Source organism: uncultured Senegalimassilia sp., from assembly GCF_934636665.1.
Taxonomy (GTDB): Bacteria; Actinomycetota; Coriobacteriia; order Coriobacteriales; family Eggerthellaceae; genus Senegalimassilia.
In genome coordinates, this window is sequence record NZ_CAKUAT010000010.1 from 1 (window position 1) to 13,982 (window position 13,982).

11 protein-coding genes are annotated in these 13,982 nt (G+C 63.4%); 1 reads left to right on the forward strand and 10 read right to left on the reverse strand.

What is annotated here, in order from left to right; genetic code table 11:
* From Q0G75_RS09350 to Q0G75_RS05210, 4 genes are all read right to left on the reverse strand, one after another.
* A partial coding sequence (locus Q0G75_RS09350) for an FAD-dependent oxidoreductase (RefSeq protein ID WP_365900342.1) occupies window positions 1–155 on the reverse strand: 155 nt, incomplete at its 3' end.
* Window positions 156–362: 207 nt separating this feature from the next.
* Window positions 363–1,244: an electron transfer flavoprotein subunit alpha/FixB family protein gene (locus tag Q0G75_RS05200; RefSeq protein ID WP_294415489.1), complete on the reverse strand. Its 882-nt coding sequence runs from the start codon at window positions 1,242–1,244 to the stop codon at window positions 363–365.
* A gap of 22 nt (window positions 1,245–1,266) precedes the next feature.
* On the reverse strand, window positions 1,267–2,010 hold the full coding sequence (locus Q0G75_RS05205; RefSeq protein WP_294415487.1) for a hypothetical protein: 744 nt from the start codon (window positions 2,008–2,010) through the stop codon (window positions 1,267–1,269).
* 126 nt (window positions 2,011–2,136) lie between these two features.
* Window positions 2,137–3,291, reverse strand: a complete 1,155-nt coding sequence (locus Q0G75_RS05210; RefSeq protein ID WP_294415485.1) for an acyl-CoA dehydrogenase family protein — start codon at window positions 3,289–3,291, stop codon at window positions 2,137–2,139.
* Between the two features lie 377 nt (window positions 3,292–3,668).
* Here Q0G75_RS05210 and Q0G75_RS05215 point away from each other — a divergent pair, with 377 nt between their 5' ends.
* Window positions 3,669–4,322, forward strand: a complete 654-nt coding sequence (locus Q0G75_RS05215) for a TetR family transcriptional regulator (RefSeq protein WP_294415483.1) — start codon at window positions 3,669–3,671, stop codon at window positions 4,320–4,322.
* Window positions 4,323–4,511: 189 nt separating this feature from the next.
* On the opposite strand, the gene Q0G75_RS05220 is transcribed toward Q0G75_RS05215, so the two are convergent.
* From Q0G75_RS05220 to ilvD, 6 genes are all read right to left on the reverse strand, one after another.
* Window positions 4,512–6,044, reverse strand: coding sequence for a 2-isopropylmalate synthase (locus Q0G75_RS05220; protein WP_294415481.1), 1,533 nt, complete (start codon window positions 6,042–6,044; stop codon window positions 4,512–4,514).
* A gap of 440 nt (window positions 6,045–6,484) precedes the next feature.
* The gene (gene serA, locus Q0G75_RS05225; protein WP_294415479.1) at window positions 6,485–8,068 is read right to left on the reverse strand and encodes a phosphoglycerate dehydrogenase; all 1,584 of its coding nucleotides are present in this window, start codon (window positions 8,066–8,068) and stop codon (window positions 6,485–6,487) included.
* A 404-nt stretch (window positions 8,069–8,472) separates the two neighbouring features.
* Window positions 8,473–9,480 (reverse strand): ketol-acid reductoisomerase, encoded by a 1,008-nt coding sequence (gene ilvC, locus Q0G75_RS05230; RefSeq protein ID WP_294415477.1) that lies wholly within the window; start codon window positions 9,478–9,480, stop codon window positions 8,473–8,475.
* Window positions 9,481–9,658: 178 nt separating this feature from the next.
* Window positions 9,659–10,144 (reverse strand): acetolactate synthase small subunit, encoded by a 486-nt coding sequence (gene ilvN / locus Q0G75_RS05235; RefSeq protein ID WP_042434435.1) that lies wholly within the window; start codon window positions 10,142–10,144, stop codon window positions 9,659–9,661.
* On the reverse strand, window positions 10,141–12,105 hold the full coding sequence (gene ilvB / locus Q0G75_RS05240) for a biosynthetic-type acetolactate synthase large subunit (protein WP_365910768.1): 1,965 nt from the start codon (window positions 12,103–12,105) through the stop codon (window positions 10,141–10,143). The genes ilvN and ilvB overlap by 4 nt, the downstream gene beginning before the upstream one ends.
* Entirely contained in the window at window positions 12,102–13,778 is a 1,677-nt protein-coding gene (gene ilvD / locus Q0G75_RS05245) for a dihydroxy-acid dehydratase (protein ID WP_294415475.1), read from the reverse strand. The genes ilvB and ilvD overlap by 4 nt, the downstream gene beginning before the upstream one ends.
* Window positions 13,779–13,982 lie beyond the last annotated feature (204 nt).

Sequence of the window (13,982 nt, forward strand, 5' to 3'; positions counted from 1 at the left end):
TAGATGCGGCCGCCGGTCATGTTCTTGGCGCCGGCGAAGTTGCCGCGCTCGACGACCAGGACGGACTTGCCGGCGGATGCGGCCACGTAAGCCGCCACACCGCCCGCGCAGCCAGATCCCACGACGATGATGTCGAAATCAGCTTCAGCCACCATTCGTCCTTTCTAACGTGTTCTCGTCTTGGGTGACCCGCTTAAGCAGCGGATCGGTCGATGATCGGCGCGGGCGCCCGGCGCCTCAGGACGCCGGACGATCGAAGCAAGGCGCAAACCTTGAATCGATACCTGCAACCGGATGGGACGCCCGGCGCCCGCGCAGCATCGAGAAGAAGCCCGCCCTTGAAGGACGGGCTTTCAAACCTGTTACAGAGCCGCGGTCAGCGCAGGCAGGATCTCGTTGAGATCGCCGACGATGCCGAAGTCGCACTGCTTGAAGATCGGGGCGTTCTTGTCCTTGTTCACCGCGATGACGGTAGCGGAACGGTTGGCGCCGACCATGTGCTGCATCTGGCCGGAGATGCCGGCAGCGATGTAGAGCTTCGGGGTGACGGTGATACCGGACACGCCGACGTAGAGCTCGGTGGGCAGCCAGTTGACGCCCTCGGTCAGAGGACGGGAGCAAGCGATGGCGCCGCCCAGCTTGTCAGCCAGGTCGCGAGCCTTCTGCAGGTCCTCCTCAGCGGCGAAGCCACGGCCGGCGGACACGACGACGTCGGCCTTGGTCGGGTCGGCAGCGGTCTTCTGACGCTCGACGTTGCCGGTGACCTTGGCAGCACGCTCGGGGGCAACCCAGGCCACGTCCTCGGCAGCGCCGGCACCGGCGGCCTTGGAAGCATCGCACACGCCAGCGGCGACGATGTAGACCTGCTTGTCGCCAGCAGCCTTCTGCACGCGCTCGGCGACGCCGCCGAAGTACGTGCCGCGGCCGCCCTCGACGGTCAGCTCGACGGTGGCGCCAGCAGCGGCGGTGCCCAGCTTGGCGGCCAGACGGCCGGCGATGACCTTGCCGCGGCGGGTAGCCTCGACCAGCACCACGTCGGCAGCGTTAGCGGCGTCGACCAGCGCGTAAGCGGCGTCGTCGACCAGCGCGCCAGCCGGCACGGCAACGTTCAGGACCTTGTCGGAAGCACCCTCGACGGCGCCGCCGAAGCAAACCAGGGACACCTCGTCGGCGCCCAGCTCACGAGCACCGCCAGCCAGCTCACGGGCGACGTCTGCGTGCTCAGCGATAACCAATGCCTTCATATAAGACACCTCACCTTTCCGATTACAGAGCGGCCTTGACAGCGGCGGCCAGCTTCTCGATGGCGCCGTCGTCGGCAGCGTCGACGATCTCCAGCTTACGGGCAACCTGCTCAGGAGCCAGGCACTCAACCGTGGTCAGAGCGGCGGCCGGGGCGTTGTCGGCACCGGCGACGTCCATCGGCTTCTTGCCGGCGGCCAGGATGTCCTTCATGCCCGGGATGCGCGGCTCGGCGACGTCGGGCGTGACGGAGATGACGGCGGGCAGCTCGACCTCGACGACCTCGGTGCAATCCTCGAGGGCGCGGGTCACGACGGCGGTGGAGCCGTTGACCTCGACCTTGGCGGCAGCGGTCACGACAGGCCAGCCGAGCTTCTCGGCCAGCTGCACATCGACCTGCTGCAGGTAGTTGTCAGCGGAACCGTCGCCGCAGATGACGGCGTCGACATCGCCGGCCTTGGCCAGCACGTCGGCCAGGGCGGCAGCCGTGGCGGCTGCGTCCAGGTCGGCCAGAGCCTCGTCAGCGGCCATGTACAGATGACCCATGCCGCGAGCCATGACGTCCTTCTTGAGCTTGGAGTTGTCGATGTCCTTGCCGCCAACGGTGATGGCGACGGCCTCATCGGCCAACTGAGCGCCCAGCTCCAGGGCGTTCTTGTCGTACTCGGAGATGGTCAGCTTCGCCTTGGAGAAGTCCAGCGTGCGGTCGCCCGCAACCTGAACGTCCTGGGCGTCGGGAACGGCCTTGAAAGCCACTGCGATCCTCATGGAATCCGTCCTTTCGTAAGACTTAAACGATACATACAGCCCGTTTGCCACGGGCGTTATGCCACGAATCGAAGATGGGGCGACCGGCATTCCGTTGCACGGACGCCCCTGAACAACAAGCGGTGCTTATTCGGCGTACTTCTTCGCAACCTGACGGCCGGCGATGTAAGCCATGACCTCATGGGTGCCGCCGCCGAACATGTTGCCGCGCATGTCAGCCCACAGACGACCGACGCGGACCTCGGTGGTATAACCCAGACCGGCGTAGATCTGCAGAGCGGAATCGGCGACCTCCCAGCATGCCTTGCAACCGTAGCGCTTCAGCATGGCGGACTCGAGCTGGACGGGCTGATCGTTGTCCATCATCCACAGCGTCTTGTACAGCATGTTGCGGGTGTTCTGGACCTTGATCTCCATGTCGGCGAGCAGCTCCTGGATCATCTGCAGGCGCGTGATCGGCTTGCCGAAGGCGATGCGCTGGTTAGCGTACTTGGCGGCGTCCTCGAGAGCAGCCTGAGCAAGGCCGACCTGCTCGGCGACGATGTAGGAACGCTCGACCTCGAAGTTCTTCATGAGCATCATGAAGCCCTTGCCCGGCTCGCCCATGCGCTGGTCCTCGGTCAGGACGACGTCGTCCAGGTACACCTCGCAGAACGGGATGCACTGCTGGCCGATCTTGTGCAGCGGAGCGGTGGAGACGCCGGGGGTGTCCATCTTGACGAACCACAGGGACATGTTGCCGTTGTCGTGGCTGGGATCCTCGTCCTTGGCGACGACGATGGTGTAGGGCAGCTTCTCGCCCATGGTCACCCAGGTCTTCTGGCCGGACAGCTTGTAGGTGCCGTCAGCCTGCTTCTTGGCGACCGTGGTCATGGAGCGGTTGTCGGAACCGGCGCCGGGCTCGGAGATGGAGAGGGAAGCGATCGGCCAGCCGGTGTCCATGTAGTGGTCCATGGCTTCCTGCTTCTGGGCCTCGGTGCCGAACTCCATGATGTCGAACATGGACAGGGAGTTCTGGTACAGGATGTGCATGCAGCCGCTCTTCTGGTACAGACGCTCGATCATCAGGCCGATGGTCACGCGATCCATGGGGATTCCACCGTACTCCTCGGGAATGCCCATCAAACCGAAACCAGCGTCGCGATAAGCCTCGGCGATCTCCTGCGGCATGCCGTGATCCTCGTACATCTTCTTCACGACGTCCTCGGTGAAGTAGCGCTCGCAGAACTCATCCACGCTCTCGAGCAGCATCTGCTGCTCATCGGTCAAATTGAAGTCCATCTTATCTCCTTGGCTCGAGTTTTGCCGGACCTCCGGGATTTACCCGGTTTCCTTGAGCTGAACTATACGCGCTTGCAAAACAGCCGGAACCGGTCACTATGCCGGTTTTGAGTGATTTTTCGCCAATTTGGGCTGTCATAGCGAATACCTATTGAATCATGGGTTGATTGATAACTTCCGTTCATAATTTCGCTGACCTGCGGTTTTACAGAATATTTAAAACTTTTTACTCGAAACATCGCACAAAGGTACGCTATTTCTTAATCCCCCCATTTGTTGCCTGTTGTCCATCTGATGTATACTGCAAACCAGCTAGAGAGAACGCATAAAAGGCCTATCGGCGCTTTGGCGGTTGCTTCGAAGAAAGGATGCACACCATGGGTTCGTTAGACACTATGGGGCTTTTGGGGAACTCGTTCATTGAGCTGGCAGAGCATCAGCCAATAGAGAAGATCTCGGTTTCCGACATCGTCGCAGCATCCGGGAAGAACCGTAAAACGTTCTACTATCATTTCGAAAGCAAGGAGCACCTGATCCGATGGGTGTTCCGACGCGATCTTGCCGATGTGCTGAAAGCCAATGTCGCCGACGACGACCTGCTCTTCGAGCCCGAAAGCGACGATTCCTTCCCTTCCCTGCCTTATTACGTGCATAAGAAGGTAGGCGTGCGCAGCTTGGACGGGTCGGTGTTCTTCGACATGCTGGCCGAGTGCTTTCAGTATCGCCGCTCATTCTATGCCAAAACGCTGCGCATGAGCGGACCCGACAGCCTGCAAGCCTATCTGTATCGACTCTACGTCCCGGCGATGGCGGCGGATATCCGCTTCATCCTGTCGAACCGTTATCTATCGGAAGGGAACGTCCGATTCCTGTCGGAGTTCTATACCGGGGCGATCCTTTCCTATCTCCAGCATAAGGTGTGCGACCCCACTTGCGCCGACCTTGTCGCAGACGTGAAGCCGTTCCAAAACATCGTGCATTCCTCGCTTGAGAGCGAAATCAAAAAACAGCAGCTGCGACGCGTGCTGTGATCGTCGTGAGGCAATTGCAGCGACTCTCGCAATCTGCATCCCATGCGATTCGTTGCAGAAAGCGCTGAACGGCATACGTATGCATGACCTGCTTGTTTCGCCCTGCATACCTCCTCTCAACCGAAACGGCCTGCGAACCATCCGTTCGCAGGCCGTTTTCGTTGCTATAAGCTCATGTTTCGCTGCACCCTATTTCGCGTGCTCCGCCTTGTCGTTCAGAAGGCGGTTCAAGGCGTTCAGGTACGCCTTGGTGGAGGACACGACGATGTCGCCATCGGCGCCGCGGCCCGTGTACACCTCGCCGTCGGGAGCGGTCACGCGGATGGTGACCTCGCCCAGAGCGTCGATGCCGCGCGTGACGGCCTGCACCGAGAACTCGGTCAGGTCGTTGTCCACCTGCACGATCTTGTTGACCGCCTTGTACACGGCGTCGATCGGACCCGTACCGAAATCGCAAGCCGTGACGACCTGGTCTGCGGGGTTGCGCAGCGTGACGGTGGCCGTGGGCTTGAGCGGGAAGCCGCAGGAGATCTGCACGGACTCCAGCGAGTACAGCGCAGCCTCGTTGCGATGGCTCTCGTTCATAAGCGACTCGAGATCCTCGTCGTAGATCTCCTTCTTCTTGTCCGCCAGATCAAGGAAGGCATCGTACATCTTGTCGAGCTTTTCCTTGTCGAGCTCATAGCCGAGCTCCTCCAGACGATGCTTCAAAGCCGCATGGCCCGAACGCGCGGTGAGCACGATCTGGGACTTGCCGGCTCCGACCTCTTCCGGATCGATGATCTCGTAGGTGTCGCGCTTCTTCAGCACGCCGTCCTGATGGATGCCGGAGGAATGCGCGAACGCATTGGCGCCGACGATGGCCTTGTTCACCTGGACGTTGATGCCGGTGATGGACGAAACCAGGCGGGAGGCCTTGAGGAACTCGCGGGTATTGATGTCTGTGTGGGCGTCAAGCTCCTCACCGTGCATCTTGATGCCCATGACCACTTCCTCCATGGCCGTGTTGCCCGCGCGCTCGCCCAAGCCGTTGATGGTGCACTCGATCTGCGAGGCGCCGTTTTCCACGCCGGCCAGCGACAAGGCCGTGGCCATGCCCAGGTCGTTGTGGCAATGGACCGAGACGGTGACGTTCTCGATGCCGCGGACGTTCTCCATGAGGTACCTGATGCGGCGCCCGAACTCGTCGGGCAGGCTGTAGCCGGTGGTATCGGGGATGTTCACGACGGTTGCGCCGGCATCCACGACAGCCTGGATGACCTTCGCGAGGAACGCATAGTCGGCGCGGCCGGCGTCCTCGGCGTAGAACTGGACGTCCTCAACGTAGCTTTTCGCATGCTTGACGGCGGCCACCGCGCGCTCGATGCACTGGTCCTCGGTGATGCGGAGCTTGTCGTGGATATGGCTGGGGCTCACGCCGATGCCCGTGTGGATACGGGGACGCTTGGCGTACTTGAGCGCTTCCGCGGCGCGGTCGATGTCCTTAGCAACGGCACGGGTCAGGCCGACGACGGTGGCGTCATCGCCTGCCAGCTCCGCGATGCGGCGAACGCTCTCGAAATCGCCGGGGCTCGAGATCGGGAAACCTGCTTCGATGACGTCAACGTTCAAACGTAGCAGCTGACGCGCCACAACAAGCTTTTCCTCGGTGTTCATGGAAGCGCCCGGCGATTGCTCGCCGTCGCGCAGCGTTGTGTCGAAAATTGCGATCTTGCGCGTCATTTCCGTTCCTTTCGGCTCTATTTACAAAACGTGAATCATTCTAATACACCTAGCGCAACGGTCGAGTTAAAACTACGTTCAACAAGTTACCCACATGTTAATTCTTGTCCTAATCAAGCGGTTGCGGAACGCCCTTGCGACGTAGAGCACGTTTGCGAGTCGACACGCAAATGATTTTCGAACGCCGAAACGCGAAAAAGCATCGAGCCGATAGGTCGGAGGGTCGCCCGGCAGCCAGGACGCAAGGGAGGCGTTCAGCGAACACCCCCCTTGCATCAGCGGACGCGATAACAAACCGGAACGCAGAGCCCCCCTTTGCCGCCGGAATGCAAGGGAGATCTGCAGCCAACGGAGCAGACCCCCCCCCTTCGGCCGCCTGAACGCAAAAACGCCCGCCGCGACTTCACGCGACGGGCGCATAACGATATGCGGCTGTTCGGCTACAGCTTCACGTACCAGAGGTTCTTCAGGTCCTCAAGGTTCTCGCGCAGCTGGGCCAGCACGCCGTCGTCAAGCTCGCCTTCGACGTTCATGTACACGATGGCCTGGCCTGCCTCGGGGTCGTTGACGATCTGCATGGTGGTGATGTTGATGCCGGCGTCGCCGAGGATGGAGCCGATGGTGCCGACGCGGCCGGGGCGGTCCTCATACTGGAAGATGAGCGCCTGCGGGCCGGGAGCGATATCGACCTTGTAGCCCAAAAGCGAGATGAGGCGCACGTGCTGGTCCTCGCCGGAAAGCGTGCAGCCGATCTCACGGCCATCGGCGACCACCGTCACCGAAGAGGAGTACGCGCCAGCGGACGCGTGCGCGCCGGTGTCCACGCGGATGCCGTGACGACGGGCCACGGCCTCGGCGTTGACGGGCGTGACGACCGTAGCCAGGTTCTTGTAGGAAAGCAGGCCTTGAAGGGTGCCGGCCATAAGGATGGTGGCATCGGCGGGAGCGGCCTTGCCCGATGCGGTGAGCGACAGGCGCTTGGGCACTTCCCCGCCCAGCTGGGCCAACATGCTGCCCATCATCTGGCAGGCGGGCACGTACGGACCCACGGCGTCCATGACCTCGGGCGGCACGGGCGCCATGTTGAGCGCGGTGGGAACGACGCTGCCCTCAAGGCCGGCGGCGATGTAATCGGCGATCTGCACGCCCGCGCGCCTTTGCGCCTCGTAGGTATAGGCGCCCAGATGGGGCGTAAGGATGGCGTTGGGGAACTCGTGCAGCGGGCTTTGCGTGCAGGGCTCTTCCTCGAACACGTCGATGCCCGCGGCGCCGATCTTGCCGGCGGCAAGGAAGTCGGCCAGCGAGTCGACGTTGTAGATGCCGCCGCGCGCCACGTTGACCAGGATGACGCCGTCTTTCATAGCGGCGTACTGCTCGGGGCCGAACATGCCGATGGTCTCGTCGGTCTTCGGCAGATGCACCGTGATGAAATCGGCCAGGGGAAGAAGCTCGTCCATGTTGTCGTAGAGCGCCACGCCCAGCTGCTCGGCGCGCTCGGGGCTGCAGTACGGGTCGTAGCCCACCAGGTGCATGCCGAAGGCGCGGGCGCGCTCGGCCACCAGGCCGCCGATGCGGCCCAGGCCGAAGATGGCCAGCGTCTTCTCATACAGCTCGCTGCCGCAGAACTTGCCGCGGGACCACTCCCCCGCGTGCATGCTGGCGTTTGCCTGGGCGGTGTTGCGTGCGCAGGCCAGCATCAGGCACATGGTCTGCTCGGCGGCCGAGACGATATTGGAGGTGGGGGCGTTGCACACGATGATGCCGGCCTCGGTGGCGGCCTCGACGTCGACGTTGTCCACGCCCACGCCGGCGCGGCCGATGATGCGCAGCTTCGAAGCCGCGGCGATGACCTCGCGCGTGACGTGCGTGGCGGAGCGCACCACGAGCGCATCGTAGTCGGGGATGGCCTCGATGAGCTCATCCGTGGACATCTTCAGCTTGACATCTACCTGCAAGCCTTTTTCCGCAAGGCGGTCCAAACCGGCCTGCGCCAGCTTCTCGGTAACCAGGACCTTCTTCGTCATGCGCAATAACCACCCTTCGTGTTGTGTTCGCATATGCCTTCATACTACACAACGCGCGTCGGCGCGGCGCATCCGAGATGCAAATATCCGGAGAAAGGCCGATAGTCGTAATCGAATGCGCGAAAACCAGATGCGTCGACGGGATGCGCGAGGAGTCCCCGGGGGCAGCCACCCGCTGCATGCAAGGGCGCCCCGAGCAGCAAACCGAAACATGTGCAAAGCGCTTCAAAGCCGCGCCGACGAACGAGCGCGAACTCCGCCTGCACCCATCTATGCTTCGGGACCCCGGCATGGCCGCAAACAGCGAAGGGGCCGGGCGTTATGCCCGGCCCCTTGAGGGAAGCCGATTCGAGTGACGGCCGGTAGCCTTTTATGGCTACGCGGCCAAAGCCGAAGCGTTCGCCTTATTCGGCCTCGTCGGACTTGACCCAGGAGAACATACCGCGGATCTTGGCACCGGTCTGCTCGATCTCGTGGTTGTTGATGGCCTCGCGCTGCTCGAAGAGCCACTTGTGGCCGTTCTTGCAGTCGGCGACGAACTCGCGAGCGAAGTCGCCGTTCTGGATGCGATGCAGGATCTCCTTCATGGCCTCGCGGGACTGCTCGTTGATGACCTTCGGGCCGGCGTAGTACTCGCCGTACTCGGCGGTATTGGAGATGGAGTAGTTCATGAAGTGGATGCCGGACTCGTACATAAGGTCGACGATCATCTTCATCTCATGGTAGCACTCGAAGTAAGCCAGCTCGGGCGGGTAACCGGCCTCAGTCAGGGTCTCGAAACCGGCCTTGACCAGCTCCACCAGACCGCCGCACAGGACTGCCTGCTCGCCGAAGAGGTCCTCCTCGGTCTCCTGGGCGAACGTGGCCTTGATGATGCCGGAACGGGCACCGCCGACGCCCCAGCAGTAGGACATGATGATGTCCCAAGCGTCACCGGTGGCATCCTGGTACACGCAAGCCAGATCCGGCACGCCGGAACCCTCGGTGTACTGACGGCGCACGATGTGGCCCGGGCCCTTCGGGGCGCACATGACGACGTTGACGTCCTCGGGAGCCTTGATGTAGCCGTAGTGGATGTTGAAGCCGTGGGCGAAGGCCAGGGTGTCGCCGGCCTTCAGGTGAGCGGCGATGTGCTGCTCGTAGACCTCGGGCTGCAGCTCGTCGGGAACGAGGATCATGACGACGTCGGCTTCCTCGGCGGCCTGGTCCATGGTGGTGACCTTCAGGCCGGCCTCTTCGGCCTTAGCCCAGCTCTTGGAACCCTCGCGCAGGCCGACGCGCACGTCGACGCCGGAGTCCATAAGGTTCAAGGCATGGGCATGGCCCTGGGAGCCGTAACCGATGATGGCGACCTTCTTGCCCTGGATGATCTTCGGATCGACGTCGTTTTCGTAGTAGATCGTAACAGCCATGGTGGTATTTCCTTTCTTCTTGGCTGATGTACCCGGAAGTATAGCGTGTGCGAAATCGTTTCAGCATGGGGCCGGCAGCGGCGAAACGCGTACGCCGCATACCGCGCTCATACCGATCACGGCATCGCCCACATGCGCAGCCTGCGCTGCCACAACGTATTGCGAGAAGCCATGACGCCTACGACTCCTTCGAGGCACGCGACATGGCGATCTTGCCGGTGCGCGTAATCTCCTTGATGCCGTATGCGCGGAACAGGTCCTCCATGCCCTTGAGCTTCGACTCGTCGCCCGTGGCCTCGATGGTGAGGCTGGAGCGGCCGACGTCGACGATCTTGGCGCGGAACACGTTGGCGATCTCGATGATCTCGTTGCGGCGGTCGGGCGCGGCATTGACCTTGAACAGCACCAGCTCGCGCTCGATGGCCGACGTGTCGGTGAGGTCGGTGATCTTGAACACGCTCACCAGCTTGTTGAGCTGCTTAGTGAGCTGCTCGTAGGCAAGCTCGTCGGCCTTCACGATGATGGTGATGCGCGACATGGTGGGATCCTCGGTGGGACCGACCGACAGCGAATCGATGTTGAAACCGCGGCGCGAGACCATGCCCGTGACGCGCGAGAGCACGCCGGGCTTGTTCTCAACCAAAACGGACAGGATGTGCTTCATCGGGACTCCCCTTCCACGTCCGCGTCCTCGGGCTGCTCGCCCTCGCGCGGTCCTTTGTCTTCGGGATCGCTTTCCCATCGGCCGCCGAACTGCGCATCAATCTTGGCGCAGGGGCTTTTCTCCGGCTCGGGCGCAGGCGCCGGCTGGCCGGGCACGTCGGTGCGCACGGCGCCGACGGCCACGTCGATGGCGCCGAGCACGTCGGACATGGCAGCGCCGGGGGCCACCATCGGGAAGACGTTCTGGTCATCGGGGATGGCCACGTCGAGCAGGAAGGGGCCGTCGCAGGCCAGCATCTCGTCAAGCGCGGCGTCGACCTCCTCGGGGGCCGTGATGCGGCGGGACTTCCAGCTGTAGGCATCGGCGAGCTTGCAGAAGTCGGGGTTGGCCGACAGCTCCGTGAAGCTGTAGCGCTCGTTGTAGAAGAGCTTCTGCCACTGATGCACCATGCCAAGCGCGCGGTTGTCCAGGATGAGCACCTTAACCGGCACGCCGTTGATGGCGGCCGTGGCCATCTCCTGGGAGTTCATCTGGAACGAACCGTCGCCGGCGACGCAGACCACCTGGTCGTCGGGGCAGCCGAAGGCCGCGCCGATGGCCGCCGGGAAACCGAATCCCATGGTGCCCAGGCCGCCGGAGGAGATGAACGTGCGCGGCTTCTCGCGATCGATGAACTGCGCAGCCCACATCTGGTGCTGGCCGACCTCGGTCACCACGATGGAATGCTCGGCGTCAAGCTTGCGCGAAAGCTTCTGCATGACCGTCTCCGGCACGATGCGGCCGGGATCCTCCACCAGGTCGGAGTGGTAGAACGGGTAACGACGGCGCCACTCGGCGATTTGCTCGAGCCACGGGCCGGTGATGGGCTTGGCGCCGGCCTTGGCCACCGCCTCGTTGATGCCGGCGAGCACGCCGCGAAGGTCGCCGACGATGGGGATCTGCACCTTGCGGATCTTGCCGATCTCGGCCGGGTCGATGTCGATATGGATGACTTCGGCGTGCGGGGCGAACTCGGAGAGCTTGCCCGTCACGCGGTCGGAGAAGCGCGCGCCGCATGCGATGATCAGGTCGGACTCGGTCATGGCAAGGTTTGCGTACTTCGAGCCGTGCATGCCCACCGGGCCGATGTTGAGCGGGTTGGAAGCGGGGAACGCGCCCTTGCCCATAAGCGTGGTGACCACGGGCAGCTGCAGCGCATTAGCCAGTTCGACCAGCTCATCGGCGGCACCGGAGCTGACCACGCCGCCGCCGACGTAGAGCACGGGGCGCTCGGCGCGCTGGATGCGCTGGACCGCCGCGCGGATCTGCTTGGCGTTGCCGCGGTAGGTGGGTCGATACGAGGGCAGGTTGACCTTATCGGGATAGTTGAACACCATCTTCTCCGACAGGATATCGGAGGGGATGTCGATCAACACCGGGCCGGGACGGCCGGATGCGGCGATATGGAACGCCTCGCGGAAGGTGGACGTCAGCTCATCGGTGGACTGCAGCAGGAAGGAGTGCTTGACCACGGGCATGGTGATGCCGACGATGTCGGACTCCTGGAAGCTGTCGGTGCCGATGACGCCGCGCGGCACTTGGCCGGTGATGACCACGAGCGGCACGCTGTCCATATAGGCGGTGGCGATGCCGGTGACCGTGTTGGTGGCGCCGGGGCCGGAGGTCACGATGACCACGCCGACGTTGCCCGTGGCGCGCGCATAGCCATCGGCCTCGTGCACCGCGCCCTGCTCGTGGCGGGAAAGCACATGATGCAGCTGCTTGCTATCGTAGAGCGCGTCGTAGATCTTGATGGCCTGGCCGCCCGGGTAGCCGAACACCAGGTCGACGCCCTCGGCCTCGAGGGAGGCCACCACGGCCTGCGCGCCGATCATCTCCTGGCCCTGTTTGGGGTTTTTGCTGCCCAAGCCGCGGGGCTGGCCTGCGGTGGACGCGTGCTTATCTTGCTTGCGTTCGCTCATGACACATACGCTCCCTTGTCTGCGGAGGAAACCAGCTTGGCGTACTTGGCCAGCACGCCATGGTTGTGCTTGGGGGCCGGCGCGACGAAGGCCGCGCGGCGGGCCGCCAGCTCGTCATCGTCGACGTGCAGCGTGATGGCGCCGCCCTCGATGTCGACGGTGATCTGATCGCCGTCCTGGATCAGCGCGATCGGGCCGCCGGCCGCGGCCTCGGGACTGATGTGGCCGACGCACGGGCCCTTGGAGGCGCCGGAGAAGCGGCCGTCGGTGAGCAGCGCCACCGACTTGGAAAGGCCCATGCCTACAATGGCGCTGGTGGGCGTGAGCATCTCGCGCATGCCCGGTCCGCCGGCGGGGCCTTCGTAGCGGATGACCACCACGTCGCCAGGGTTGATCTTGCCGGCGAAGATGGCCTCGCAGGCCTGCTCCTCGGAGTCGAAGCAGCGGGCAGGGCCGGTGTGCGTGAGCATGGACGGGTCGACCGCCGACTTCTTCACGATGCCGCCGTTGGGGGCCACGTTGCCATGGAGCACGCGCAGGGCGCCCACCTTGGAGAAGGGGTTGTCGTGCGTGCGGCACACCTCGCCGTCGGCGGGCTTGGTGCAGTTGGCCAGGTACTCGTCCATGGTGCCCATGATCGTGAGCGCGCTGCGGTCGAGCAGGCCCGCCTCGCCCAGCTCGTGCATGACCACCGGCACGCCGCCCACGGCGTACAGGTCGATGAGCGGGCGCGGACCGGAGGGCTGCAGCTTCACCAGGTGCGGGGTACGGGCGCTTGCCGCGTCCCAATCGTCCATGGTGATGGGATGGCCGGCCTCCTGCGCGATGGCGGTGAGGTGCAGCACCGTGTTCGTGGAACCGCCGAAGGCCATGTCGCACTCCATGGCGTTATGGATGGCGGCCTCGGTGATGATGTCCTTGATGCAGATGCCCTTCTCAAGAAGCTCCATGACCTTCATGCCGGCATGCTTGGCCAGGCGCAGGCGCTCGGAGTACACGGCGGGGATGGTGCCGTTGCCGGGAAGCGCGATGCCCAATGCCTCGCACAGGCAGTTCATGGAGTTGGCGGTGAACATGCCGGAGCAGGAACCGCACGTGGGGCACGCGGTGTCCTCGAAGTACTTGAGCTCCTCTTCGGTCATGGTGCCCGCCGCAACCTGGCCGGCGCCGTCGAAGAGCGTGTTCAGGTCGGTGGTGGTGCCCTGCGAGCAACCGGGCTGATGGCCGGGAAGCATGGGACCGCCGGAGACGAACACCGTGGGGATGTTCACGCGCAGCGCGCCGAGCAGCATGCCGGGGACGATCTTGTCGCAGTTGGGGATGCACACGGCGGCGTCGAAGGCATGGCCCTGGACGGCGCACTCGAAGCTGTCGGCGATGGCCTCGCGCGACACGAGCGAGTAGTGCATGCCGTCGTGGTTCATGGCGATGCCGTCGCACACGCCGATGGTGGAGATCTCGAACGGCACGCCGCCGGCCATGTAGATGCCGGCCTTCACGGCTTCGCAGATCTTATCGAGGTTGTTGTGACCGGGGATGATATCGTTGCGGGAGTTGAACACCGCGACAAGCGGGCGCTTCAGCTCCTCGTCGGTCAGGCCGTCGGCCTTGAGCAGGCTGCGGTGAGGGGCGCGCGGAATGCCGCATCTGACGGCGTCGCTGCGAAGTTGCATGCCAATCCTTCTTCCTTCTTCTGCCCTTTTGGGGCATAAAAAAATCCTGCTGCAAGCAACCTGCACCAGGACCTCAAAAGAGAAGGCATACACATGAATGCATATGCGACGCATAACGGAGTCACCGGTTCAGATTACTTGCACCGGCCTTGCGCGAATGTTCCTCGCCTGGGGCCGAGCGTTCGTCGGAACTGCTCGGAGGGG

Bases quoted from the DNA above. Each gene is read 5' to 3' on its own strand.
- ilvD (WP_294415475.1), bottom strand. From the start codon at position 13,778: ATGCAACTTCGCAGCGACGCCGTCAGATGCGGCATTCCGCGCGCCCCT.
- Q0G75_RS05215 (WP_294415483.1), top strand. From the start codon at position 3,669: ATGGGTTCGTTAGACACTATGGGGCTTTTGGGGAACTCGTTCATTGAG.
- Q0G75_RS05210 (WP_294415485.1), bottom strand. From the start codon at position 3,291: ATGGACTTCAATTTGACCGATGAGCAGCAGATGCTGCTCGAGAGCGTG.
- ilvC (WP_294415477.1), bottom strand. From the start codon at position 9,480: ATGGCTGTTACGATCTACTACGAAAACGACGTCGATCCGAAGATCATC.
- Q0G75_RS05220 (WP_294415481.1), bottom strand. From the start codon at position 6,044: ATGACGCGCAAGATCGCAATTTTCGACACAACGCTGCGCGACGGCGAG.
- serA (WP_294415479.1), bottom strand. From the start codon at position 8,068: ATGACGAAGAAGGTCCTGGTTACCGAGAAGCTGGCGCAGGCCGGTTTG.
- ilvB (WP_365910768.1), bottom strand. From the start codon at position 12,105: ATGAGCGAACGCAAGCAAGATAAGCACGCGTCCACCGCAGGCCAGCCC.
- Q0G75_RS05200 (WP_294415489.1), bottom strand. From the start codon at position 1,244: ATGAAGGCATTGGTTATCGCTGAGCACGCAGACGTCGCCCGTGAGCTG.
- ilvN (WP_042434435.1), bottom strand. From the start codon at position 10,144: ATGAAGCACATCCTGTCCGTTTTGGTTGAGAACAAGCCCGGCGTGCTC.
- Q0G75_RS05205 (WP_294415487.1), bottom strand. From the start codon at position 2,010: ATGAGGATCGCAGTGGCTTTCAAGGCCGTTCCCGACGCCCAGGACGTT.